The organism is Cupriavidus agavae, assembly GCF_004217045.1.
GTDB lineage: Bacteria > Pseudomonadota > Gammaproteobacteria > Burkholderiales > Burkholderiaceae > Cupriavidus > Cupriavidus agavae.
The window spans coordinates 2,217,029-2,242,153 of record NZ_SGXM01000001.1; the positions used below are offsets into that span (position 1 = coordinate 2,217,029).

General features: G+C 67.5%; 23 protein-coding genes. 7 read left to right on the forward strand and 16 right to left on the reverse strand.

What is annotated here, in order from left to right:
- Positions 1 to 64 precede the first annotated feature (64 nt).
- Positions 65 to 535, forward strand: a complete 471-nt coding sequence (locus tag EV147_RS10035) for an MgtC/SapB family protein (protein ID WP_130390924.1) — start codon at positions 65 to 67, stop codon at positions 533 to 535.
- Here EV147_RS10035 and EV147_RS10040 read toward each other — a convergent pair.
- The 5 genes from EV147_RS10040 to EV147_RS10060 form a co-directional block, all read right to left on the reverse strand.
- Positions 525 to 788, reverse strand: coding sequence for a formate dehydrogenase subunit delta (locus EV147_RS10040; RefSeq protein WP_130390925.1), 264 nt, complete (start codon positions 786 to 788; stop codon positions 525 to 527). The genes EV147_RS10035 and EV147_RS10040 overlap by 11 nt on opposite strands.
- 10 nt (positions 789 to 798) lie before the next feature.
- Positions 799 to 1,647, reverse strand: a complete 849-nt coding sequence (gene fdhD / locus EV147_RS10045; RefSeq protein WP_130390926.1) for a formate dehydrogenase accessory sulfurtransferase FdhD — start codon at positions 1,645 to 1,647, stop codon at positions 799 to 801.
- Between the two features lie 20 nt (positions 1,648 to 1,667).
- Positions 1,668 to 4,541: a formate dehydrogenase subunit alpha gene (gene fdhF, locus EV147_RS10050; protein ID WP_130390927.1), complete on the reverse strand. Its 2,874-nt coding sequence runs from the start codon at positions 4,539 to 4,541 to the stop codon at positions 1,668 to 1,670.
- A 90-nt stretch (positions 4,542 to 4,631) separates the two neighbouring features.
- On the reverse strand, positions 4,632 to 6,197 hold the full coding sequence (locus tag EV147_RS10055; protein ID WP_130390928.1) for a formate dehydrogenase beta subunit: 1,566 nt from the start codon (positions 6,195 to 6,197) through the stop codon (positions 4,632 to 4,634).
- Positions 6,194 to 6,718: a formate dehydrogenase subunit gamma gene (locus tag EV147_RS10060; protein ID WP_130390929.1), complete on the reverse strand. Its 525-nt coding sequence runs from the start codon at positions 6,716 to 6,718 to the stop codon at positions 6,194 to 6,196. The genes EV147_RS10055 and EV147_RS10060 overlap by 4 nt, the downstream gene beginning before the upstream one ends.
- Positions 6,719 to 6,853: 135 nt before the next feature.
- Between EV147_RS10060 and EV147_RS10065 the strand changes: the two genes are divergently transcribed.
- Complete coding sequence (locus EV147_RS10065; RefSeq protein WP_130390930.1) at positions 6,854 to 7,945, forward strand: helix-turn-helix transcriptional regulator; 1,092 nt, start codon at positions 6,854 to 6,856, stop codon at positions 7,943 to 7,945.
- Positions 7,946 to 7,951: 6 nt separating this feature from the next.
- On the opposite strand, the gene EV147_RS10070 is transcribed toward EV147_RS10065, so the two are convergent.
- The 4 genes from EV147_RS10070 to EV147_RS10085 all read right to left on the reverse strand — a co-directional run bounded on the left by EV147_RS10070 (position 7,952) and on the right by EV147_RS10085 (position 13,651).
- Complete coding sequence (locus EV147_RS10070; RefSeq protein WP_130390931.1) at positions 7,952 to 9,655, reverse strand: M30 family zinc metallopeptidase; 1,704 nt, start codon at positions 9,653 to 9,655, stop codon at positions 7,952 to 7,954.
- A gap of 235 nt (positions 9,656 to 9,890) precedes the next feature.
- Positions 9,891 to 10,841 (reverse strand): polyphosphate kinase 2, encoded by a 951-nt coding sequence (gene ppk2, locus EV147_RS10075; RefSeq protein WP_130390932.1) that lies wholly within the window; start codon positions 10,839 to 10,841, stop codon positions 9,891 to 9,893.
- A 117-nt stretch (positions 10,842 to 10,958) separates the two neighbouring features.
- A complete protein-coding gene (locus tag EV147_RS10080; RefSeq protein ID WP_130390933.1) occupies positions 10,959 to 12,008 on the reverse strand; it encodes a transporter in 1,050 nt (349 codons plus the stop codon).
- A gap of 41 nt (positions 12,009 to 12,049) precedes the next feature.
- Positions 12,050 to 13,651 (reverse strand): sigma-54 interaction domain-containing protein, encoded by a 1,602-nt coding sequence (locus tag EV147_RS10085; protein WP_130390934.1) that lies wholly within the window; start codon positions 13,649 to 13,651, stop codon positions 12,050 to 12,052.
- Positions 13,652 to 13,936: 285 nt separating this feature from the next.
- Here EV147_RS10085 and EV147_RS10090 point away from each other — a divergent pair, with 285 nt between their 5' ends.
- From EV147_RS10090 to EV147_RS10110, 5 genes are all read left to right on the forward strand, one after another.
- Entirely contained in the window at positions 13,937 to 15,328 is a 1,392-nt protein-coding gene (locus EV147_RS10090; RefSeq protein ID WP_130390935.1) for a GntP family permease, read from the forward strand.
- Positions 15,329 to 15,338: 10 nt separating this feature from the next.
- Positions 15,339 to 16,115 carry a 3-hydroxybutyrate dehydrogenase gene (locus tag EV147_RS10095; RefSeq protein ID WP_130390936.1) on the forward strand — a complete coding sequence of 259 codons (777 nt, stop codon included), beginning with the start codon at positions 15,339 to 15,341 and terminating at the stop codon, positions 16,113 to 16,115.
- Positions 16,116 to 16,379: 264 nt separating this feature from the next.
- Positions 16,380 to 17,123 (forward strand): acetoacetate decarboxylase, encoded by a 744-nt coding sequence (locus EV147_RS10100; protein WP_130390937.1) that lies wholly within the window; start codon positions 16,380 to 16,382, stop codon positions 17,121 to 17,123.
- 65 nt (positions 17,124 to 17,188) lie between these two features.
- Complete coding sequence (locus EV147_RS10105) at positions 17,189 to 17,971, forward strand: 3-hydroxybutyrate dehydrogenase (RefSeq protein WP_130390938.1); 783 nt, start codon at positions 17,189 to 17,191, stop codon at positions 17,969 to 17,971.
- A 91-nt stretch (positions 17,972 to 18,062) separates the two neighbouring features.
- A complete protein-coding gene (locus EV147_RS10110) occupies positions 18,063 to 19,274 on the forward strand; it encodes a DUF3734 domain-containing protein (protein WP_235844645.1) in 1,212 nt (403 codons plus the stop codon).
- 5 nt (positions 19,275 to 19,279) lie between these two features.
- Here the strand turns inward: EV147_RS10110 and EV147_RS10115 are convergent, their stop codons facing one another.
- From EV147_RS10115 to EV147_RS10145, 7 genes are all read right to left on the reverse strand, one after another.
- Complete coding sequence (locus tag EV147_RS10115; protein WP_130390940.1) at positions 19,280 to 20,005, reverse strand: response regulator transcription factor; 726 nt, start codon at positions 20,003 to 20,005, stop codon at positions 19,280 to 19,282.
- A gap of 257 nt (positions 20,006 to 20,262) precedes the next feature.
- Positions 20,263 to 21,471, reverse strand: a complete 1,209-nt coding sequence (locus EV147_RS10120) for an NAD(P)/FAD-dependent oxidoreductase (RefSeq protein ID WP_130390941.1) — start codon at positions 21,469 to 21,471, stop codon at positions 20,263 to 20,265.
- Positions 21,472 to 21,635: 164 nt separating this feature from the next.
- On the reverse strand, positions 21,636 to 22,043 hold the full coding sequence (locus EV147_RS10125) for a cupin domain-containing protein (protein WP_130390942.1): 408 nt from the start codon (positions 22,041 to 22,043) through the stop codon (positions 21,636 to 21,638).
- Between the two features lie 4 nt (positions 22,044 to 22,047).
- Complete coding sequence (locus EV147_RS10130) at positions 22,048 to 22,527, reverse strand: carboxymuconolactone decarboxylase family protein (RefSeq protein ID WP_130390943.1); 480 nt, start codon at positions 22,525 to 22,527, stop codon at positions 22,048 to 22,050.
- 135 nt (positions 22,528 to 22,662) lie between these two features.
- A complete protein-coding gene (locus tag EV147_RS10135; RefSeq protein WP_130390944.1) occupies positions 22,663 to 23,166 on the reverse strand; it encodes an Ohr family peroxiredoxin in 504 nt (167 codons plus the stop codon).
- A gap of 22 nt (positions 23,167 to 23,188) precedes the next feature.
- Positions 23,189 to 23,941, reverse strand: coding sequence for an SDR family oxidoreductase (locus EV147_RS10140; protein ID WP_130390945.1), 753 nt, complete (start codon positions 23,939 to 23,941; stop codon positions 23,189 to 23,191).
- Positions 23,942 to 24,088: 147 nt separating this feature from the next.
- Positions 24,089 to 25,060 carry a GlxA family transcriptional regulator gene (locus EV147_RS10145; RefSeq protein ID WP_235844646.1) on the reverse strand — a complete coding sequence of 324 codons (972 nt, stop codon included), beginning with the start codon at positions 25,058 to 25,060 and terminating at the stop codon, positions 24,089 to 24,091.
- Between the last annotated feature and the right edge of the window lie 65 nt (positions 25,061 to 25,125).

Sequence of the window (25,125 nt, forward strand, 5' to 3'; positions counted from 1 at the left end):
GCCGGTGGCGTGCTAGCCTCGCTGCACCACCGGTACACCCCGGGCAGACAAGAACGAGGCAGCCATGGACGGAATCTGGAGCGAGGTTTACAGCACGCTGCGGTCTGAGTTTTCAGACGTGCCGAACGCCAGCGAACTCACGAAAATTCTCGTCAGGCTGACGCTGGCCTGCCTGCTTGGCGGCATGATCGGCTGGGAACGCGAGTCGGCCGGCAAGGCCGCCGGCCTGCGCACCCACATGCTGGTGGCGATGGGATCGGCGCTGTTCGTGCTGGTGCCGCTGCTGGCAGGCACCCAACTGGCCGACATGAGCCGCGTGCTGCAGGGCCTGATCGCCGGCATCGGCTTTCTGGGCGCGGGCGCCATCATCAAGCACAAGGACGAGCAGGACATCCGGGGCCTGACCACGGCCGCCAGCATCTGGACGACGGCAGCCATCGGCGTGGCCTGCGGGCTGGGCCGCGAGTCCACCGCCGTGATCGCCACGCTGTTCGGCCTGGCGATCCTGCAGGTGCTCTACCGCGTCAAGAAGTAGCCAGCGCGTCAGCGCGCGGCGTGCGCAGCGTCACCTCGAACTTGTCGGGGTGGCGCGCGAGCGCTTCGTGGACGATCGGGTCGACACCCTCGCCGCCCGCCTCCATGTGCGCCAGGAACGCACGCTTCATGCGCGGCTCCCAGAACTTCTTGATATGGCCGGCGATGTCGGCCAGCGCCTCGTCATGATCGGGCATGGCCTCGAAGAAGCTGCCGATCTGGTTGGCCATCTTGACCAGGTTCTCAATGTGCATTGCCAGACCCCTATGCAATCTGTAGTCGTTGGGGATGGGAGTAGACGACGAGGCTGCCGCCGCGCACGAAGCCGGCCAGCGTGATGCCGGCGGACTCCGCCAGCCGCACCGCCATCGCAGTGGGTCCGGACACCGCCGCCAGCACCCCGGCGCCAATGGCGGCCGTCTTCTGCACCATCTCGTAGCTCGCACGGCTCGTGACGATCACGGCGCCGCGCGCGATGTCTTCCTGCCCGCCACGTGCCAGCGCGCCGGCCAGCTTGTCGAGCGCGTTGTGGCGGCCTACGTCCTCGCGCACCAGCGCCAGTTCGCCATCGGCGCGCATCCAGCCCGCCGCATGGGTGGCGCCGGTATCCCGCAGCAGCGCCTGCCGCTTGTGCAGTGCGGAAAACGCATGCTCGAACACGGCGGGGTCGAATGTGGCTTCGCTGCTCACCGGGGCGGGCATGCGCATCACCTCGTCGAGCGATTCGGTGCCGCACAACCCGCAGCCCGTGCGTCCCGCGAGCGCGCGGCGCCGGCCCTTGAGCGCCACGAAGGCGCCCGTGGCGATCTCCACCCGTACCGTGATGCCCTGCGCGCCCGCCTCCACATCGATGCCGTAGAGATCGGCGGCCGCCTCCACGATGCCTTCGCTGAGGCTGAAGCCGATGGCGAAATCCTCCAGGTCGGCCGGCGTAGCCAGCATCACCGCATGCGAGATGCCGTTGTACTCCAGCGCCACGGGCACTTCCTCGGCCAGGTGGTCCACCTCCGTCCCGGCTGCGCCATGCCGCCAGCGGCGTACCGCGAAGGTACGCTGGGCCGGCATCTCGGCGGTGCCGGCCGCGCTGTCGGGAGATGGCACGTCGCGCTTCATCTTTCAGTCTCCTGCCTGCCTCAGCCGGCCGGGGCCGTCTCGCCTGCCGCGCGGAGGTGGGCCAGCTGTTCCTCGTTGAACGCCTGGTAGTTGCGCTGCCACGTGGAAGGCTGCGCCACCGGCATCACCTGCACCGCCGTCACCTTGTACTCGGGGCAGTTGGTGGCCCAGTCCGAGTTGTCGGTGGTGATCACGTTGGCGCCCGACTCGGGGAAGTGGAACGTCGTGTAGACCACACCCGGCTGCATGCGCCGGCTCACGATCGCCCGCAGCACCGTCTCGCCGGCGCGGCTTTGCACGCCCACCCAGTCGCCATCCTTGATGCCACGCTCCTCGGCATCGTGCGGATGGATCTCCAGGCGGTCCTCGTCGTGCCAGTGCACGTTGGCGGTGCGCCGCGTCTGCGCGCCCACGTTGTACTGCGACAGGATACGCCCGGTGGTCAGGATCAGCGGGAACTTGCGGTTCACCTTCTCGTCAGTGGCCACGTACTTGGTGATGATGAACTTGCCCTTGCCGCGCACGAAGCCATCGACGTGCATCGTCGGCGTGCCCTGCGGTGCCTCGGCGTTGCAAGGCCACTGGATGCTGCCCAGTTCTTCGAGCTTCTGGTAGCTCACGCCCGAGAAGGTCGGCGTCAGCGCCGCAATCTCGTCCATGATCTCGGACGGGTGGCTGTAGTTCATCGGATAGCCGAGCGCGTTCGACAGCAGGATGGTGGCTTCCCAGTCCGAGTAGCCGGCTTGCGGCGGCATCACCTTGCGCACGCGCGAGATGCGGCGCTCGGCGTTGGTGAACGTGCCGTCCTTCTCCAGGAACGACGAGCCCGGCAGGAATACGTGCGCGTACTTGGCCGTCTCGTTCAGGAAGATGTCCTGCACGACGATGCACTCCATCGACGACAGCGCCTCGGACACATGCTGCGTGTTCGGGTCCGACTGGACGATGTCCTCGCCCTGGCAGTACAGCCCCTTGAACGTGCCGCCCAGCGCGGCCTCGAACATGTTCGGGATGCGCAGGCCCGGCTCCGGATTGATGTCGACGCCCCAGGCGGCTTCGAACTGGCCGCGCACCGTGGAATCGGACACGTGGCGGTAGCCCGGCAGTTCGTGCGGGAACGAGCCGATGTCGCACGAGCCCTGCACGTTGTTCTGGCCGCGCAGCGGGTTCACGCCCACACCCTCGCGGCCGATGTTGCCGGTGGCCATGGCGAGGTTGGCGATGCCCATCACGGTCGTGGAGCCCTGTGCATGCTCGGTGACGCCCAGCCCGTAGTAAATGGCTGCGTTGCCGCCCGTGGCGTAGAGCCGCGCTGCGCCGCGCAGCAGGTCGGCCGGCACGCCGGTCACGGCCTCCATCGTCTCGGGCGAGTTCTCGGGCAGCGCCACGAAGTCACGCCACTGCTGGAAGGCACGGTCCTCGCAGCGCTCGGCGATGAACGCTTCGGCCAGCAGGCCCTCGGTCACGATCACATGCGCCAGCGACGTCACCAGCGCCACGTTCGTGCCCGGACGCAGTTGCAGGTGATAGTCGGCGCGGATGTGCGGGGAATCGACCAGGTCGATCTGGCGCGGATCGACGACAATCAGCTTCGCGCCGGCGCGCAGGCGGCGCTTCATGCGCGAGGCGAACACCGGGTGGCCGTCGCTCGGGTTGGCGCCGATCACCATGATCACGTCGGCCTTGGCCACCGAGCGGAAGGTCTGCGTGCCCGCCGATTCGCCGAGCGTGGTCTTCAGGCCATAGCCGGTGGGCGAGTGGCAGACGCGCGCGCAGGTATCCACGTTGTTGTTGCCGAACGCGGCCCGCACGAGCTTCTGCACGAGATAGCCTTCCTCGTTGGTGCAGCGCGACGAGACGATGCCGCCGATCGAGTCCTGGCCGTGCTCGGCCTGGATCTTGCGGAACTGCGAGGCCGCATAGCCGATGGCCTCTTCCCACGACACCTCGCGCCACGGATCGGTGATCTTCGCGCGGATCATCGGCTTCAGGATACGGTCCTTGTGCGTGGCATAGCCCCAGGCAAAGCGGCCCTTCACGCAGGCGTGGCCCTCGTTGGCGGCGCCGTCCTTGTACGGGACCATGCGCACCACCTCGTTACCCTTCATCTCGGCCTTGAACGAGCAGCCCACGCCGCAGTACGCGCACGTGGTGACCTTGCTGTGCGACGGCTGACCCAGCTGGATTACCGAGGTCTCGGTCAGCGTGGCCGTCGGGCAGGCCTGCACGCAGGCGCCGCACGAGACGCAATCCGACTCCATGAACGGCTGGTCGGTGCCGGCCGACACGCGCGACTCGAAGCCGCGCCCGCTGATGGTCAGTGCGAACGTGCCCTGGGTTTCCTCGCAGGCGCGCACGCAGCGGTTGCAGACGATGCACTTGGACGGGTCGTACGTGAAGTACGGGTTCGACTCGTCCTTCTTCATGTGCGTGTGCGTGGCGATCGGCGCGGCGCCGCCGGCGCCATCGGCATAGCGCACCTCGCGCAGGCCCACCACGCCGGCCATGTCCTGCAGTTCGCAGTTGCCGTTGGTCGGGCAGGTCAGGCAGTCGAGCGGGTGATCGGAGATATACAGCTCCATCACGCCGCGGCGCAGGTCGCCGAGCTTGCCGCTCTGCGTGCGCACCTTCATGCCGGCTTCGGCGGGTGTGGTGCACGACGCGGGGTAGCCGCGCCGGCCCTCGATCTCCACGAGGCACAGGCGGCAGGAGCCGAACGGCTCCAGCGAATCGGTGGCACAGAGCTTGGGCACGCCAATGCCGGCTTCGGCGGCGGCGCGCATCACGGATGTGCCGGCGGGTACGGTGACGGACACGCCGTCGATCTCCAGCGTGACCTGCGTGGCGGCCTCGATGGCCGGGGTACCGTAGTCAAAATCGTCGCGAGCGTTCAAGGACGTCTCCCGAAATACTGCTAGTGAGGATGCGCACCCCTGAGGGATGCGTCGGTCTGTTTCTTGCCGTTGCCGGCGCGCCGGTCGGGGCTAGGCCGCCTGGGCCGGCTTGGGCTGCAGCCCGAAGTCTTCCGGGAACTCGTTCAGCGCCGACAATACCGGGTAAGGCGTCATGCCGCCCATCGCGCAGAGCGAGCCGTTGAGCATCGTGTCGCAGAGGTCGCGCACCAGCGCCACGTGCTTGACGGGCTGGTCGCCGGCCATGATGCGGTCGATGACCTCCACGCCGCGCGTCGACCCGATCCGGCACGGCGTGCACTTGCCGCACGACTCGATGGCGCAGAACTCCATCGCGTAGCGCGCCATCTTCGCCATGTCCACGGTTTCGTCGAACACCACAATGCCGCCGTGCCCCACGACCGCACCGAACGCGGCATATGCCTCGTAGTCGAGCGGCGCGTCGAAGCGCGATTCCGGCAGATAGGCGCCCAGCGGACCGCCCACCTGCACGGCACGGATGGCCCGGCCGCTGCGCGTGCCGCCGCCGAAATCCACCAGCAGTTCGCGCAGCGTCACGCCGAATGCCTTCTCCACGAGCCCGCCCTGGCGGATATTGCCGGCCAGCTGGAACGGCAGCGTGCCGCGCGAGCGGCCCATGCCGTAATCCTTGTAGAACGTGGCGCCACGCGCGAGGATGATCGGCACCGTGGCCAGCGAAATCACGTTGTTGATCACCGTGGGCTGGCCGAACAAACCCTTGAGCGCCGGCAGCGGCGGCTTGGCGCGCACCACGCCGCGCTTGCCTTCCAGGCTTTCGAGCAGCGCCGTTTCCTCGCCGCACACGTAGGCACCGGCCCCCTTGCGCACTTCCAGGCGGAAGCGCCGGCCGCTGCCGCGGATGTTGTCGCCAAGCCAGCCGGCCTGCGTGGCCGTCTCGATCGCGGCCTCGGTGGCGGCAATCGCGTGCGGGTATTCGGAACGCGTGTAGATGTAGCCCTGCTCGGCGCCCACGGCCAGCCCGGCAATCGTCATGCCTTCGATCAGCATGAACGGATCGTCCTCCATGACCATGCGGTCGGAGAACGTGCCCGAGTCGCCTTCGTCGGCGTTGCAGACGATGTACTTGACCGGCGATTGCGCAGCCAGCACCGTCTTCCACTTGATGCCGGTCGGGAACGCCGCACCGCCCCGGCCGCGCAGGCCGGAGTCGAGCACTTCCTGGACGATCTGCTCGGGCGCCATCGACAGCGCACGGGTCAGGCCGGCAAAGCCTTCGTGGGCGATGTAGTCGTCGAGCGAGAGCGGATCGGTGATGCCAAGCCGCGCAAAGGTCAGGCGCTCCTGGTTCTTCAGGAACGGGATGTCGTCGGTCAACCCATGCGCCAGGGCATGCTGGCCGCCCGTGAGGAACGCTGCGTCGAAGAGGCCGGGCACATCGTCCTCGGTAACGGGGCCATAGGCCACGCGGCCGGCGTCCGTCTGCACCTCGACCAGCGGTTCGAGCCAGAACATGCCGCGCGAACCGTTGCGCACAATGCGCACGTCGGCGCCGCGCCGGGTTGCCTCGGCCGCGATGGTCTGCGCCACTTCGTCGGCACCGAGCGACAGTGCCGTGGAATCGCGCGGCACGAAGATCGTGATGGGAGACGTGCTCATGCGCGGGCCTCCTCGTCTTCGCGTGCCGCCTCGATCAGGCGGTCGAAGCGCCGGGCATCGACCCGCGCGTGGAGCCGGTCGCCAATCATCATGGCCGGGCCCGTCGCGCACTGGCCAAGGCAGTAGACCGGTTCCAGCGTGAACTGGCCGTCTGCCGTGGTCTCGTGGAAATCGCATCCCAGCGACTGGCACGCGTGCGCGGCCAGGCCGTCAGCGCCCACCGACTGGCAGGCTTCGGCGCGGCACACCTGCACCACGTGGCGCCCGGCCGGATGATCGCGGAAATGGTGGTAGAACGTGATCACGCCATGCACCTCGGCGCGCGACAGGTTCAGCGCCTTGGCGATGACCGGCACCGCGCCGGGCGGGATATAACCCTGGCTGTCCTGGATCTCGTGCAGGATCGGCAGCAGCGCGCCGGGCATGTCGCGCCGGGCTGCCACAATGGCCGCGATGGCCGCCGTGCCGGCAGCCGCGTCGTCATTGCCGGCGGGCGCCGTGGGGATGGCGATTTCTGGCATCTTGTCTCCATTTGTCGTATCGGCCCCGATATCGGCTTTTTTGTTCATATTCGGGACCAACCCAGCGGGCTTCGAGGCCGCTTTATGCGACTATAGGACCGTGTTTTGCACCGTTCAATATGCTATTTTCCGCATATGCTACGCATCTCGATCCTCCCCCACCTGCAGATCCGCGACGACACCTCCCCGGCGCCCGCGCCAGCGCTCGATGTGTCACGTCTGGTCGCCCTTTTGAGCCTGATAGAGTCCACCGGCAACATCGCGCAATCAGCGGAAGCCATGACGTTGTCATATCGCTACGCCTGGGGCATCCTGCGCGACGCCGAGACATTGTTTGGCGGCGCGCTGATTGCCAAGACCCGGGGCCGGGGGTCGACGCTGACCCCGATGGCCCAGCAACTGGTCTGGGCCAGCAAGCGCATTGCCGCCCGCCTGACGCCGACGCTGGACAGCCTGGCGTCCGAGCTAGAAATCGAACTCAAGAAGCTGATGGCGGCATCCGACCCGGCGGTACGCATCCACGCCAGCCATGGTTTCGCCGTTGCTGCACTGCGGGATTTTCTCGACGAGCAGAAGGTGCGCCACGACCTGAAGTACTGCGGCAGCCTCGAAGCTACCGCCGCGCTGGCCGAGGGCGCCTGCGATGTGGCGGGTTTCCACGTACCGATCGGCGAGTTCGAGGAAGAAACGCTACGTGGCTTCGCGCGCTGGCTCCATCCCGACAAACACTGCCTGATCCACCTGGCCACGCGCCAGCAGGGCCTGTTCGTCCGGCCCGGCAATCCGCTCGGCATCACGTCGCTCGAAGACCTCGTCCGCTCCGACGTACGGTTCGTGAACCGGCAACTCGGCTCCGGCACGCGGCTGCTGCTGGATCTGATGCTGGCGCGGCGTGGCATCGACACCACGCGCATCGAAGGCTTCAACAACGGCGAATTCACCCACGCGGCCGTGGCGGCCTACATCGGCAGCGGCATGGCCGACGTGGGGTTCGGCGTGGAAACCGCCGCCCGCCGCTTCGGCCTGGAGTTTGTCCCGGTGCTGCAGGAACGCTACTTCTTCGCGCTGGAAAAAGAGGCCCTGCGCAGCCCCGCGCTGCAGGGCGCGGTAGGCGCGATGAAAAGCGGCATGTTCCGCGAACGCGTCAACGCCCTGCCGGGCTACGACGGCACGCGGACCGGGCTGGTGCAGACGTTCGAGGAAGCGTTTCCGGGGGTGGTTTTGTAGTCCCGCTCAATACACCACCACCGACAACGTCACCCCCGCCGGCACCCTCACCTTGTCGCTGTACACGCCGTTGCTGTCGCTGCGCGGGGCGATGTAGCTGCCCAGGCTCAGCAGCGCCGCCGGCGCGGTGGCGGGCAGTTTGCGCAGCGTGGTGTACTTGCTGGCCGAGGGATCGAGGGCGGGCAGCGTGAAGGTGCCGTCGGTCCAGGCCGGATAGCCGTATTCGTCCGGGGTGCGGGCGGCGGGCATGCTGCTGTTCGTGGTGGCGCGCCAGTTCACGAACGCCGTGTCGAACGTCCAGCCGGGCCGGGCAGCGGAGATGGCTTCGCCGAGCACCTGTTTCGAGTTGGCCGTGCGGCGCGTGAGCAGGTCGCGGAAGAACGCCACGCCAAGCTGGCGGTTCAGGAAGCCGCCGAAGCTGCCCGACACCGCGTAGCTCTCGCATGTCGCGCCGAAGCCCGTGAAATCGAGCAGGTTGCAGTTGTAGTCGCTGTAGCGGTAATAATCGGGCAGGCGTACGTCGCCGATGGGGTTGTAGCCCGACACGATGGCGCCGCTCAGGAAGTCCTCCATCTGCATGGCCGTCATTTCCTCTAGCCAGGCGTCGTAGGCGAACTCGCTGCCCATGCTGACCTGGCGACGGTAGAAGTTCTGCATGTGCGTCCCCTCGTGGGCCATCGTGGTCTTGATCGACTGCATGCCGCCCGTGGCGCCGAGCGACAGCGTCTCGCTGTCGAGGTACAGCGAGACCGCCTCGTTGCTCCTGGCCTCCCTTGCCTTCAGGAAGTTGTGCACGCCCCAGAAGTAGCCCACGGTGCCGTAGGGCTTGTTGTCGTGGTTGAAGTTCAGCACGACGATGTCGATCGGCATCCCGGCAGGCAGCAGCGTGCCGTTGAACGCGTTCGCGCCCCACACCGCGCCGCCGACGTTGACGAGGCGGTCGTACAGCAGGCCGGGGCCGGCAAACGTGTTGGCGAGTTCGAGGACCATGTTGTTGGTCACGGCGGCCGATTCGGCCGTCTCCACCCAGATATTGACCCGGGTGCCGTCGCCGGTGGTCACCTGCCTGCGCAGCGTGGCCGGCCGGAGCGTGCCATCGGTGTGATACCAGCTGCGCGACGCGCCCTCGGTCATGCCGGCGGTGCCGAGCGAGGCCGCCAGCGGCGCTGGCGCGGCCAGCGTGCTCTTCATGGCGCCGGACGCGGCCTGCGTGCCATCGACCCAGCCCTTGCGGTTGAATTCGCGGATCGCGCGCTGGGTGGCTTCCTCGTCCGATTCGACACTGAGCGATTGGGGCGAGAGCCGCTCGGCCATCACGCTCGCCGAAAGCGTCGGCAGCGCCACGCCATTCGCGCCCAGGTTGGCGAGTTGCAGCGCGATGGTCTTGCCTGCCACGCCGGTGATCGCGTACTGCACGTCCACGTCGCCGCCCGTGGTGTTGGGGTAGCCCCAGGTGCCGACGCCACCGCCGGCATAGGTGCTGCTCGTGGCAGCACCGCAGCCGGAGCAGGTCTGCGAGAGCCCTGTCACCAGGAGCGGGCCCGCCGGCGCCTCGGCCGGTGCGGCCGCAGCCTGTGCGGTGGTCGCCGCAGCACCGTCGTCGCCCCCGCCTCCTCCGCACGCGGCCAGCGCCAGTGCGGCGGCAGCGGCAACGAAACGCAGACCAGGGGGAACAGGGTGGCGCAGGGGGCGCAGGGGCAGGAAACGCATCGCGGAACTCCGGAAACAGGTACGGTCTCCGGAACGGCAACGCGCGTGGCGCCGGCTCCGGACAATCCATCAATAACGACGCGCAACGCCCGCCTTTGAGCGCAACCTGCGTCGTCCGGACCATGTTTCGTCCCTACGATCGTTTCAATCTGTTGTCATCCGCACCCAGCGCCGGGCACGAAAAAAGGCACGGCAGAGCGCCGTGCCTTGGGGGTGGAGCAAACCCGGCGAACGCTTAATAGATCTCCGGGATGACCATGGTCGAGGGCACCGGCTGGCGCGTGTAGTCCGCATGGCGCTCGCGATCGGGCAGCACGATGCTCGGCTGCGACGGCTCGACATACGGCATCTGCGCGAGCAGGTGGTGGATACAGTTCAGGCGGGCGCGCTTCTTGTCCACGGCCTGCACCACCCACCACGGCGCCTCCTCGATATGGGTGCGCTCGAGCATGATCTCCTTGGCGCGCGTGTAGTCTTCCCAGCGGCGGCGCGACTCCAGGTCCATCGGGCTCAGCTTCCACTGCTTGAGCGGATCGTGGATGCGACTCAGGAAGCGCAGGTGCTGCTCCTCGTCGGTGATCGAGAACCAGTACTTGATGACCTGGATGCCCGAGCGCACCAGCATGCGCTCGAACTCCGGCACCGACCGGAAGAATTCCTCGTACTGGTCGTCGGTGCAGAAGCCCATCACGCGCTCCACGCCGGCGCGGTTGTACCAGCTGCGGTCGAACAGCACCATCTCGCCCGCCGCCGGCAGGTGCGAGACGTAGCGCTGGAAGTACCACTGCGTGCGTTCGCGGTCATTGGGCGCCGGCAGCGCGGCCACGCGGCAGACGCGCGGGTTCAGGCGCTGCGTGATGCGCTTGATGACGCCGCCCTTGCCGGCCGCGTCGCGCCCCTCGAACAGGATCACGACCTTGTGGCCCGTGGCCACCACCCAGCTCTGCAGCTTGACCAGTTCGCCCTGGAGCCGGAACAGTTCCCGGAAGTACATGTGACGCTCGGCCCGCTCGGCCTCGTCGCCATTGAGGTTGCTGCTGTCGCCGGGGCCGCCGGCGTCGCCAGCCAGCACCCGCTGCACCAGCGCGGGATCGCGGTCCTCGAGTTCCAGTTCGAGTTCCTCGTCGTAGTAGTCGGCCACCTCGCGGTGAATGCGCTGGATCAGCGTTTCGTCGTTGTAGTCCATGGCTTTCCTCCGTCACATGCGCCCGAACAGACGCATGGCTATGGCCAACCATCCTACGCTTGTTACATTTCAAATGGGTGACTTGTCATATACCCGGGGCGGGGCTTGGGGTGCGGCTCAGTGCTGCTGCTGCTTGCGGAATGCCCAGCGGCCGGCCAGCGCCGTGAAGCTGGCCACCAGCGCCACCAGCACCCAGAAACCGTGCGGATGCTCGGCCAGCGGGATGCCACCGACGTTCATGCCGAAGAAGCCGGCCACGATGTTGATAGGCAGGGCCAGCACCGTGACCATCGTCAGGGTGAACAGCGTGCGGTTGGTCTGCTCGTTGAGCTTGGCGGCGATTTCTTCCTGGAGCAGCTTGATCCGCTCGACCAGCGCGGCCAGATCGCTCAGCACCAGCGAAAATTCCTCGGTCGACTCACGCAGTTCCTGCAGGTCGGTCTCCTGCAGCCAGGCCGGCGGCCGGTTCAGCAGCCGGAACAGCGCGCCGGGTTCGGGCGCCAGCAGACGCTGCAGCCGCACCAGCCCGCGCCGCATGGCACCCACATCGGCGCGCGTGGACTGCAGCCGCTGTGACAGCAGTTGATCCTCGATCTGGTCGACATTGACGCCGGTCTCGCGCACGATCTGCACCAGCACGTCGGCCTGGTCGCGCAGCAGGTGCACCACCAGATCGAGCGGCGAGCGGAACGATTCGCCCCGTCGCACCGCCGCCCGCAGGCGGTCCACCGAGCGCAGCGGCCGGGCGCGGGCCGTGACCAGCAGCCGGTGGTCGGCATGGGCCCACATCGTGGCGATGTCGGTCGAGGTCACGCCGAAGTTGTAGATCACGTCATTGACCACGGCCAGCAGCGCGGCGTCCTGGCGTTCGATGCGCGTGGAATGCGAGCCCTGGCGCAGAGCTTCGAAGAAATCGTCGGGCAAGCCGAGCTGGCCGCGCATCCAGCGTTCGCAGGCGCTGTGCGCGAGGTTGAAGTGCAACCAGACGAAGGGCTGCGCGACGGGCTGGCCCGCGCTGGCTGCCGGCGTGGTCGCCTGGGCCTGCAGCCAGCCCGCTGCCTCGCGGGAATCGATCTCGCGGACCGGCTGGCCCGGTACGAACAGGAAACCGCTGATCAGCCCGACCGGGTCGGATCCATAGCCGGCTTCGACAATGCCCGATTGCATGAACTCTCCTGTGACCTTTGACCTGTGGCGCTCGCGCGACGTTAGCACGCCGGCGTGACGCTGCCCCGGGCGCGCGCCGCGGCGAGCTTCTTGTAGAAGGCGGCGCGGCTGATGCCGACGCGGGCGGCGGCGTCCGCGACGCGGCCGTCGCAGGCGTCCAGTGCCTGGGCCAGGAAGGCGGCTTCGAAATCGGCGAGGGCGTCGGCGTAGGTGGTGGGGGCGGATCCGGGCGTGGTCGGAGACCGGGACGCCTTGCCCTCATCCCCGGACCCACTCCCGCTCGCGGAAGCGGGAGCGGGGAGCAAACCGCCAGCATCGGCGACGCCGTGGGTGTTCTCCCCTCGCTCGCCTGCGAAAGAGCGGCCGGGGTTGAGAGACGGCGCATCGATACCTGCCGTCCCCCGCCGCGACCCCAGCAACGGCCCCAACACCTCCGCATCGACAAAGTCCTCGTCGCACATCAGCACCACGCGCTCCAGCACGTTACGCAGTTCGCGCACGTTGCCGGGCCAGTGGTAGTCGTGCAGCAGCGTCAGCGCATCGTCGCGCAGCCCGATCGGGTGGCGCTCGGCACGCAGGCAGAGTTCCTCGATGATCGCGTAGGCCAGCGGCAGCAGGTCGGCACGGCGCTCGCGCAGCGGCGGCAGGTCGATCGACAGCACGTTGAGCCGGTAGAACAGGTCGGCGCGGAACTGGCCGGCGGCCACCAGCGCCGGCAGGTCCGCCGAGGTGGCGGCAATGATCCGCACATCGCTGCGCACGATGCGGTTCGACCCCAGCGGCTCGAACTCGTGATCCTGCAGCGCGCGCAGCAGCTTGCTCTGCAGCGCCAGCGGCATGTCGCCGATCTCGTCGAGGAACAGCGTGCCGCCATCGGCCAGTTCGAACTTGCCTACCCTGCCCTTGCGGTCCACGCCGGTATAGGCGCCCGGCGCCGCGCCGAAGAATTCCACCTCCAGCAGCGTCTCGGGAATGGCCGCCACATTGACCGTGACCAGCGGCTGTTCAGCGCGCGCCGAGCCTGCGTGAATGCCATGCGCCAGCAGTTCCTTGCCGGTGCCGGTCTCGCCAAGCAGCAGCACCGGCGACTCCGCCAGCGCGGCCCGGCGTGCCTGGCGCTTGACCTCCTGCGCGGCGGGACTGGTGCCGACGAAGCTGGCGAACGTGTACTTGGCGCGCCGCGCATGGTCGAGCGAGCGCCGCGCGGCGGCCAGTTCGGCCTGGGCGCGCGAGTAATGGGCAAAGATCGGGGTCAGCGCCTTGAGTTCGTCGAACAGGGCGAACCCCACGCCGCCGATGATCCGGCCAGCGTCGTCCTTGATCGGCAGCCGCGTCACGATCATCGGCTCCCGGTCGGTTTCCAGCAGATCCAGCAGGATTGGCTTGCCCGTGGTCACCACCTCGCGCATCAGGCTGTTCGGGATGACCTGCTCGCAGTCCAGCCCGATTGCCGCCTCGGGGTCAGTGAAACCGAACCGCGCCGCGTAGCGCTTGTTGATCCAGACCACCCGGGCGAGCTCGTCCACCACGAAGGTGCCTTCGCTGAAGTTTTCAAACGTCCGGAACAGCGATTCCATCGCGCGGCGCGCCACGTCGTCGTAATCGAACAGCAGGCCGCCGCCTGGCTCGGCAATTTTTTGCATGGCCGATGTCTCTTTTCTTGTTGCTTCTTGTTGGGTCTCGGATTCGAGACGCGAAGTGTCTCACATTGGAGATTTTCAGGTCTTGCGCGCCCCTTGTTTTGTCTCAAAGAAGAGACATGGCCACTGGAACTACACTTCTGGCGCCGTTTTCGTAACTCTCGGGTGTGGCACGGACCCTGCTAAGCAAGCGTCCCCTTGTCATCTTCACAGGGGAAGCTTTGCCAAGGCGGCTACCGGCATCACGCATGCCGCCGGCCGCATCCAAGAACAAGCAATGGAGACCCCATGTCTTTTGTCGTTGTCATCGCCGCGCTGGCGTTTCTGATGTTTGCCGCCTATCGCGGCTACAGCGTGATCCTGTTCGCACCGCTTGCGGCACTGGGCGCCGTGCTGCTGACCGACCCGTCGGCCGTGGCCCCCGTCTTTACCGGCATCTTCATGGAGAAGATGGTCGGCTTCGTGAAGCTGTACTTCCCCGTGTTCATGCTCGGCGCCGTGTTCGGCAAGGTCATCGAACTGTCGGGCTTCTCGGAGGCCATCGTGGCCGCCGCCATCCGCTACATCGGCCGCTCGCGCGCCAATGCGGTGATCGTGGCGGTCTGCGCGCTGCTGACCTACGGCGGCGTGTCGCTGTTCGTGGTGGTATTCGCCGTGTACCCGTTCGCCGCCGAGTTGTACCGCCAGAGCAATATCCCGAAGCGGCTGATGCCGGGCGCCATTGCGCTGGGCGCGTTCTCGTTCACCATGGATTCGCTGCCGGGCACGCCGCAGATCCAGAACATCATTCCGACCACGTTCTTCAACACGACGTCGTGGGCCGCGCCGGTGCTCGGCGTGATCGGCTCGCTGTTCATCATCGTGGTGGGCCTGTCGTACCTGGAATGGCGCCGCCGCGCCGCTGCGGCGCGCGGCGAGGGCTACGGCACCAACCTCGTCAACGAACCCACGCGCATGGAAGGCGGCAAGCTGCCGCCGCCGTGGCTGGCCATCCTGCCGCTGATCGTGGTCGGTGTGTCGAACTTCTGGCTCACGCGCATGATTCCGCTCTGGTACGGCCAGGCGCACAGCGTGTCGCTGCCGGGCCTGCCGAAACCGGTGGAAACCAAGATCGCCAGCGTGACCGCCATCTGGGCCGTCGAGGGCGCGCTGATCCTGGGCATCCTCGTGGTGCTGGTGACCGCGTTTGGCACCGTGCGCCAGCGTTTCGCCGAAGGCACCAAGGCTGCCGTGGGCGGCGCGCTGCTGGCGTCGATGAATACGGCATCGGAGTACGGCTTCGGCGGCGTGATCGCCGCGCTGCCGGGCTTCCTGGTGGTCAGCGACGCACTGCGCAGCATTCCGAACCCGCTGGTCAACGCCGCCGTCTCGGTCAGCACGCTGGCCGGCATCACGGGCTCGGCGTCGGGCGGCATGAGCATCGCACTGGCCGCAATGTCCGAAACGTTCATCCAGGGCGCCCACGCCGCGCAGATCCCGCTGGAAGTGCTGCACCGCGTGGTGTCGATGGCCAGCGGCGGCATGGATACGCTGCCGCACAACGGCGCGGTGATCACGCTGCTGGCGGTGACCGGGCTGACACACCGCGAGTCGTACCGCGACATCTTCGCCATCACCGTGATCAAGACGCTGGCCGTCTTCTTCGTGATCGCCGTGTTCTACATGACCGGCCTTGTCTGAGGAGTTCTCCATGATCGATCTGCAAGGCAAGACCGCCCTGGTCACCGGCTCCACGAGCGGCATCGGCCTCGGCATCGCCGAGTCGCTGGCCCGGGCCGGCGCCAACATCGTCCTGAACGGCTTCGGCGACGTGGACGCGGCGCTGGCGGCCATCACCGCCACCGGTGCCCGGGCCGTGCACCACTCCGCCGACATGCGCCGCCCCGACGAGATCGAGGCCATGTTCGCGCTGGCGCAGGAGCGCTTCGGCGGCGTGGATATCCTCGTCAACAACGCCGGCATCCAGCACGTGGCGCCGGTGGACGAGTTCCCGGTCGGCAAATGGGATGACATCCTCGCCATCAACCTGACCTCGGGCTTCCACACCACGCGCCTGGCCCTGCCCGGCATGCGCGCGCGCAACTGGGGCCGCATCGTCAACATCGCGTCGGTCCACGGACTCGTCGGCTCGGCCGGCAAGTCGGCGTATGTGGCCGCCAAGCACGGCCTGGTCGGCCTCACCAAGGTCACCGCGCTGGAGACCGCCGCCACCGGCGTGACCTGCAACGCGATCTGCCCCGGCTTCGTGCTGACGCCGCTGGTTGCCGCACAGATCGACGCCATCGCGCAGCGCGAAAGCATCACCGCCGACGCCGCCCAGGCGCGCCTGCTCGCCGACAAGCAGCCATCGGGCCAGTTCGTCACCCCGGAGCAACTCGGCAACCTCGTGCTGATGCTGTGCTCGGCCATGGGCGACCAGGTACGCGGCGCAGCGTGGGCAATGGATGGAGGGTGGACCGCGCAGTGAGGTCCACCTGAACCATGTAGCACTGGGAACCCCGGCCGATGCCGGGGTTTTTTCGGCCTGCGGCGCCGAATGTGAACGTATCGCCGCGCCGCCTTCGTGACCCTCATACTCCCCACCCACCCGATCATACAAAAGCATCCACCGGTCGATACCGACGTGTAATGGTGACGTGGGGCCCGGCCTCCGAGAATGGTCCCGCGCCGTGACGGGCCGCTGTCATGGGGACAGCGGCGTCACGGCGCGGCATTGTCAGGAGGCTGCGACATGGACGTCCAGACCATCCGGGAGCGCGCGTATGCCACGCCGCTGGTCAGCCCGGCCTATCCGAAGGGACCGTACCGGTTCCTGCAGCGGGAGTACTTCGTCGTCTCTTACCGCACCGATCCTGCGCTGTTGCGGCAGGTGGTTCCCGAGCCGCTCGAAGTGGCCGAACCCGTCGTGCATTACGAATTCATCCGCATGCCCGATTCCACGGGCTTCGGCAGTTACACCGAGTCGGGCCAGGTGATTCCGGTCACATACCAGGGCCGGACCGGCAACTACACGCACGCGATGTTCCTTGACGACCACCCGCCGCTGGCGGCCGGACGCGAGCTGTGGGGCTTTCCGAAGAAGCTGGCCAGCCCCCGCCTGTCGATCGAGGCCGATACGCTGGTCGGCACGCTCGACTATGGCCCGGTGCGCGTGGCCACCGGCACGATGGGCTACAAGCACCAGTGCATCGACAGCGACCGGCTGCGCCAATCCCTGGCCACGACACCGAACTACCTGCTCAAGATCCTCCCGCATGTCGACGGCACCGCGCGCATCTGCGAGCTGGTCTGCTATTTCCTCAAGGATGTCGAGGTCAAGGGCGCCTGGACCGGTCCCGCCGCGCTGTCGCTGTTTCCGCACGCGCTGGCCCCGGTCGCCCAACTGCCCGTGCTCGAAGTCATCGATGCCAGGCACTACGTCGCCGACCTCACGCTCGGCCTGGGCGAAGTGGTCTACGACTACCTGCAGTCCTGAAACCTGATTCCCCTTTTTCGCACCGGCATCCGTCGGGGAGGCCGGGCACCCATCCGGAGAGCAACATGAAGCTTCAAGGCAAATCGGCCATCGTCACGGGCGCCGCCAGCGGTATCGGCCGCGCCATCGCGGAACTGCTGGCCGCCGAGGGCGCCGCAGTCGCCATTGCGGACCTGAATGAAGACGCTGCCGCCAGCGTGGCCCGGGGCATCGAGGCCAAGGGCGGCATTGCCATGGGCGTGGCGATGGACGTCACGAACGAGCAGGCCGTCGATACTGCCACCGAGCGTGTGGCCGAGCGGTTCGGAGGCGTGGACATCCTCGTGTCCAACGCAGGCATCCAGATCGTCAATCCGATCCACGAATACAGCTTTGCCCACTGGAAGCGGATGCAGTCGATTCACCTCGACGGCGCCTTCCTGACCACGCGCGCCGCGCTGCGGCACATGTACCGCGACAACCGCGGCGGCACCGTGATCTACATGGGCTCGGTGCATTCGCACGAGGCCTCGCCGCTGAAGTGTGCCTACGTGGCCGCCAAGCACGGCCTGCTGGGCCTGGCGCGCGTGGTGGCCAAGGAAGGCGGCGAGCATAACGTGCGCTCGCACGTGATCTGCCCCGGCTTCGTGCGCACGCCGCTGGTCGACAAGCAGATTCCCGAGCAGGCCCGCGAACTCGGTATCACCGAGGAAGAAGTGGTGCGCCGCGTGATGCTGGGCGGCACAGTGGACGGGGTCTTCACCACCGTGGACGACGTGGCACAGACCGCGCTGTTCCTGAGCGCCTTCCCTTCCAATGCACTGACGGGACAGTCGTTCGTTGTCAGTCACGGATGGTTCATGCAGTAAGGCAATGGCGCACCGCGCCGTGGCCGGCTCCCCCTCCCGTCCCGCGGAAGCGGGGAGCTGCCGGCGCCGGCGCCAGTACAGGAATTCCAACATGTTTCATGAAAAACCACCGCGCCACGGCTCCTCGGGTGCCGTCGGCACGCGTCCCGAGATCGACAAGGGCTATGCCGTCAAGGCGCTGGTGCTGCAGGGCGGCGGCGCCCTGGGCTCATATCAGGCGGGTGTCTACGAGGGGCTGGCCGAGGCCGGCATCGAGCCTGACTGGGTCGCCGGCATCTCCATCGGCGCGCTCAATGCAGCGATCATCGCGGGTAACGCGCCCGGCCAGCGCGTGGCACGGTTGCGCGAGTTCTGGGCGCATATCTGCCGGCAGCCGTGGCTGCCGAGCCTGTTCCCGTACGAGATGGTGGCCGAGAGCGCGCAGCACTGGCCCGATCCGCTGCGCGTCTGGTTCGATGGCGTCGAGGCCGCGCGGGCGCTTGTAGAAGGCCAGCGCGGCTTTTTCTCGCCGCGCCTGTGGCCCACGGGCTTTGCCCAGCCAGCCACGGCACATACCGCGAGCTACTACGACACCACGCCGCTCAAGGCCACGCTGGAACGCTTTGCCGATTTCGACCGCATCAACCGGCCCGGGGAATTGCGCGTCTCGGTCGGGGCCGTCAACGTGCGCAACGGAAACTTCGTCTACTTCGATAACACGCAGATCCGCCTGGAGCCCGAGCACTTCATGGCTTCGGGCGCGCTGCCACCCGGTTTTCCGGCCGTGGAGATCGACGGCGAGTATTACTGGGACGGCGGCCTGGTCTCGAACACGCCGCTCTCCGCCATCCTGAAAGCCAGGCCGCGCCGCCACGCGCTGATCTTCCAGGTCGACCTGTGGAGCGCACGCGGCCCGCTGCCGCACACGCTGGCCGACGTGGCCACGCGCCTGAAAGACGTGCAGTACTCCAGCCGCACGCGCTTCATCACCGACTACATGAGCGAGCAGCAGCACTTTCGCCGCCTGCTCGACGACGTGCTGTCGCTGGTGCCGCCAGAGCAGCGCAACACTGCCGCCTACCGGCGCGCGGCGGAGAGCGCCTGCGACGCACGCGCCAATGTGATCCAGCTGATCTACCGCGACAAGCCGTTCGAAGGCAGTGCCAAGGACTTCCAGTTTGGTCCGCTGACGATGGGCGAGCACTGGACGAGCGGACTGGACGATATCCGCGACACCCTGCGGCACCCGGAATGGCTGGCGATGCCGCCGCACGACGAACCCTTCGTCTCGCACGACATCCATCGCCGGCCAGACGCCGGCTGATCCGCTCAATACCCCGGCGCCGCCCATTGCGGCGTCGCACCCCTCTCGCGGCGCGAGCTGCCGGCTGATGCGGTCTCGCGCAGCAGCAGCGGCATTTCCAGCTCCAGCGCCATCTTCACCAGGTCGGCAAACGTCCGTGCCGCCATCTTGCGCATGGCCCGGCTGCGATGGATCTTGATGGTCACCTCGCTGATGCCGATGGTGGCCGCAATCTGCTTGTTCATGAGCCCCGACGCCGCCAGCGTCATGACCTCGCGCTCGCGGTCGCTGAGCGTGGCCAGGCGCGAGCGCAGATCGTCGCTGCATTGCAGGACATGGCGCTTCTTGCGGTCCGCGGCAATGCCCTCGGCTACCGCGTCGAGCAGGTCCTGGTCGCGGAACGGCTTGGGCAGGAAATCCACCGCGCCTGCCTTCATGGCGCGCACCGACATCTCGATATCGCCATGGCCGGTGATGAACACCACCGGCAGGCACATGCCGCGCCGCTCCATCTCGCGCTGCACGTCGAGCCCGTTGGTGCCGCGCAGCCGTACATCCATGACCACGCAGCCGGGCGCCGTATCGAGCGAAGCCGCCAGGAACGCGTCGGCCGACAGAAAGGCACGGGTGCGCAGGCCCACGGAGCGAAGCAGGTCCTGCACGGCGTCGTTCATGCCGACATCGTCGTCGACGACATAGACCACAGGTTCGCTGGGCGCGCGGCCATTGGGGAGCGAGGGCAAGGCTTTCACGATGGACTCCGATGTACGGGATGGACTTGAGATCGAGCGCCGTACGGCTCGGAGAAATATGTTGCATCGGCCATACGACTTTATGTCAGCAAGTCTAGGCACCGGCGCCGCGCGTCACAAGACACACGGGGGGGAAGCGGCGTTTCCGGATGCGCACCAATCGCCGGCGGCTGGCGGCAGACGAAAAAAAGCCGGCGCCCCCGGAGGAGAAGGCGCCGGCCAACGGGATGAATCCTGTCTTCGTCTGCGTTACGGCGTCAGGCGTAGCTGATGTCGGGGTCGCCGGCGGCCAGCGCCTGCTCGCGCTCGGCGGCGGGCGGATAGATCCACTGCGTGTTGATCAGCATCTTGCGTTCCTTGCCCTCGGCCCGCACGAGCTGGACGTCGCGCTCCCAGCCTTCCGTGTACACCGCGCCCCAGGCACCCAGGTCCAGGCAGGTGGCGTAGAACGGCTGGCGATAAGTCTTGGTGGGCAGGCCGAGCAGGTCGGCAGCCACGTTGTAGCCGGCAAAGCGGCCCATGAACAGCGCGTGCTGGCACGACATCAGCGAGTAATGGCCGTCGTCGTCGGTCAGCGCCTTGACCACGTCGCCGGCACCGAAGACATCTTTCACACCGGTCACGCGCAGGTCCTCGCTCACCTCCAGGCGGCCCTGGCGGTCTACGTCCGGCACCACCTGCGCGGCCAGCGCGCTGGCAACCATGCCGCCGGTCCAGATCACCGTGGCGGCGTCGATGCGCTCGCCCGTGGCCGTGACCACGCCGTTGGCATCGAACGACACCACGCCGCCACCGATGCGCGTCTCGATGTTCAGCTGTTCGAGGGCCTCGAGAATTTGCGGGCGCGGACCCGGGCCCAGGTCCGGGCCGATCGCGTCGGCCCGCTCCACGATCACGATGCGCGGACGCATGGTATCGCCGAAGATCTTGCGCAGCCGCTCGGGCAGTTCGGTGGCCACTTCGAGACCCGTGAAGCCGCCGCCCACCACCACGAATGTATTGCGCGCGGCGGTCTCGGGCTTCGCCGCCAGCCCTTCCAGATGCTCGCGCAGCTTCACGGCCTCATCGAGCTGGTCCACGGCGAACGCGTGCTCGGCCAGGCCGGGCAGCGGCGGGCGGAACAACCGGCTGCCGCTGGTCAGCACCAGGCGGTCGAACGTGAACGCCACGGTCTGGCCGCTGGCCGTGACGATATCGACACTGTGGTCGGCCGGGTGAATGCGCTCCACGGTGCCTTCGATGAATTTCACGCCCACGGCATCGAGCAGCGGCAGGAACGGCACGGCCATCTGCTCGGGGTGGGTTTCGTGCAGGCGCGGGCGGATGTGGATCTCGGCGCGCGGCGAGACCAGCGTGATCTCCACGTCGTGCGCCGCCTTGCGCTGCAGGTCGAGCACGCGCGCGGCGCCCAGGGCCGACCAGAGTCCGGCAAAGCCGCCGCCGACGATCAGGATCTTTCGAGTCATGGTGTTTTCCTCACAAATTCAAGGTGGACCGATGCCAGTTGGCGGTTTCGGCGAATGCGGAACGAGCGCCCCCCTGCCGGAGGCGCCGTGGCGCCGGCAGACAAAGGCGGGAATCACAGGTGGAGTGGGCGCGGCCAGCACGGCCGCGCCAAGGGACAGACGGGCTACTTGACCGGCGTCAGGATCGGCGCCCCCTGCTTCTTGAGCAGGAAGACGACGAACTTCGCCGGCTTGGTCTTGCTGGCGTTGCGGCCCACGGTGTGGATGTCGTCGGGGCCTTCGTAGAAGGTGTCGCCGGGCTTCAGCGTGACTTCCTTGCCGCCCTTCACACCCATCACGATGCTGCCTTCGAGCACGTAGATGAAGCCGTGCGCGTCGTGGCGGTGGACGGGATCGGCCGCACCGGGCCCGTACTCCACGACGATCATCTGCCCTTCCTTGCCGGGATAGTCCGGCAGCGGCTTCACGATCAGGTCCTTGACCTGCACGTCGTCCGTCGCGGCCCGGGCCGGCGGTGCCGCCATCAGCACCGACAGCGCCAGTGCCGAGGTCATGGATACGAGCGCTTTCATGGCATCACTCCAGGCCGGCCTTGTCGAGGCCGAACGCCTTGTCCGACGATCCCGGCACGATGCGGAACGCCACGTTCAGGCGGTTCCACGTGTTGATCGAGCCGACCAGGAACGTCAGGTCCGACAGTTCCTTCTCGCTGAACTGCGTGCGCACGCGCTCGAAGATTTCGTCGGACACGCCGTGCGCGTCCAGATGCGTCACGGCCTCGGTCCAGGCCAGCGCGGCACGCTCGCGCGGGGCGAACAGCGTGGACTCGCGCCAGATGGCCACGTGGTACAGGCGCAGCTCGCGCTCGCCGTGGATCTTGGCCATCTTGGTATGCATGTCCACGCAGAACGCGCAGCCGTTGAGCTGCGATGCGCGGATCTCGACCAGCTCGCGGATATGCGGCTCGATCGTGGTCTTCTGGAACAGCGCGCTCAGCTCCATGAGCTTGCGCGACAGTTCCGGGGATTGCTCGAAGAAGTTGCTACGTTGCGTCATGGTCTCTCCTGGTGGACGATGGGGCGATGCGGTCATGCATCGCGTGGAATGCATCGTAGGTGGCGGCGCGGCGCGGCGGAAGTACCGCCAGGGTGTCAACGCTGTTGCCCGCCGCGCACCAATCGCAACAGCCGCTCAGTTCGATACCGTCACCACGCAGTGCATGCCCTCGCGCGCCACCTTGGCGTACGGGCACATGCGCTCGGTATCGCGCACGAGTTCCTCGGCCAGCACCTTGTCCACGCCGGGCAGCCGCACGCGCACGTCGGCCACCAGCGCATAGCCGCCATCGACCGGGTCGCGCCCGAACGCCACCTGCACGGCGACCGAGATCCCTTCGACGTCAAGGCGCTCGCGCCGGACGATCAGGCTCAGCGCGCCGTGGAAGCACGCGGCAAACCCCGCCGCGAACAGTTGCTCGGGATTGGTGCCGCCGCCCGGCCCGCCCAGCGCCGCCGGCAGGCGCAGGTCGAGCAGCAGGTTGCCGTCGTCGGAACGCGCCACGCCCGAGGCGCGGCCATGGCTGGCTTCGCCGCCCGAGACCGTGACCGTGGTCGTGTAGAGCGAGGTAAAGCTCTCGCCCCGGAAGCGGTCAAGCAGGCTCAGTGGCGGGGGTTGCAGGCTCTCTTCCTTTTCCATGAAGTCTCCTGTGCGGTGCGGTCTACTTCTTCTGGTTGGTGCGCATCCATTCTTCGAAGCCGACGCGGCCAAGCCGCGCGGCACCCTCGGGCACCAGCGAGCTTTCCTCCAGCGGGGCGCCGAAGTAGCCCGCGGCCGGATCGGCGGTCACGGTGCGCGCGTCGCCGGTGGCCTTCAGATAGCGCGCCACGATGTCGCAGAGCCGGTATTTTTCGGGACCAGCGATCTCCACAATGCCGTTGACGGGCGCTGCCAGCGCAGCGTCGGCCACGGCCAGCGCCACGTCGTCGGAGGAAATCGGCTGGATCAGGGCCGGTGTGAGGCGGATCGTGTCGTCCCCGCCCGCCGACTGCGCGATGCTGCCGAGGAATTCGAGGAACTGCGTCGCGCGCACGATCGTGTACGGGATACCCGCCTGGCGGATCAGCCCCTCCTGGGCGTTCTTGGCGCGGAAGTAGCCGCTTTGTTCGAGCTTGTGAGTCCCCACCACCGACAGCGCCACATGGTGCGCCACCCCGGCGGCCTTCTCGGCCTCGGCCAGGTTGCGGCCCGAGGTCTGGAAGAAGTCGAGCACGGCCTTGTCCTCGAACGAGGGCGAGTTGGCGACATCGACCACGACGCTGGCGCCAGCCAGCGCCGCGGCCAGCCCTTCGCCGGTCAGCGCATTGACGCCGGTGCTGGGCGCACCGGCCACCACCTCGTGGCCGTGTTCCTTGAGCCGGGCCACGACCTTGCTGCCAATCAGGCCCGTACCGCCGATCACTACGATTTTCATGATGCGCCTCCGTCTGGGAAATGTGGAATGACTCCACGCTCATGCTAGGCATTGGCCCAGGCATGCACCAGACCGACGCAAGGCGCACGGTGTTTCCCATTTCGCACCAATCGCGGTGCCTGGGCGGAGGGACGGGATGGCAGCCGGCTAGCGGTTGACCTTGAGCCGGTACTCGCTCGGCGACAGCCCGAAGTGCCGCTGGAACGCCACGCGCATGCGCTCCTCGCTGCCGAAGCCACATTCGCGCGAGATCTGGTCGATGGGCCGCGCCGGGTCCTGCAGCAGCCGGCGCGCCGCCTCCATGCGGAAGTGCTCCACGCCCTTGGCCGGCGTGCGGCCGGTCTTTTCCTTGTAGACCCGGGCAAAGTTGCGCGGACTCATGCCGACATGCTCGGCCAACTGCTCCACGCCGAGCGCCTGGCGCGACAGGTTCTGCACGATCCACAGGTGCAGCGTCTCGAACAGCGGCACCTGGCGGCTCTGCGAGATCAGGATCTCGCTGAGCTGCGGCTGGCCGCCCGGGCGCTTCATGTACACCGCAAGTTCCTTGGCGGCGTTGAGCGCCACCTCGTGCCCGTAGTCGGCCTCCACCATGGCCAGCGCCAGGTCGATGCCGGTGGTCACGCCAGCCGAAGTCCACAGGTTCTGCTGCTGCACGAAGATCGCCTCGGGATCGAGGTCCACCGTGGGAAACAGCTCCCTGAAGCGGTCGAGCATGGCCCAGTGGGTCGTGGCGCGCTTGCCGTCGAGCAGGCCCGCATAGGCCAGCAGGAACGCCCCGCTGCACACCGAGGCCACGCGCCGCACGCTGCCGGACACCGTATGCAGCCACGCGATCAGCGGCGCGGAGTTGCGCGCCACCTGGAGGATGTCGGGCGAGCCCGGCACGATCACGGTATCGATCACGCGCGGGTCCCACTCGCACAGCGACTGGGTCTGCATCACGGTGCCCTCCACGCTCGACATGGTGCCGCCCGCATAGCTCGCCGTCAGGCAGCGGTAGCCGGCCATGCCGCGCGCACGCGCGTAGTTGCTGGCGGCCCAGAACACGGTCTGGGGTCCGGCAAGGTCGAGAAGGCTGACATCGGGATATGCCACAAACAGAATGTTGCGTGGCATGTCTTCAGCGGTCCCGGAGACTGGGGGCAGATTGGGATCCATGGTGGGCGGGGCGGTAAGTACCG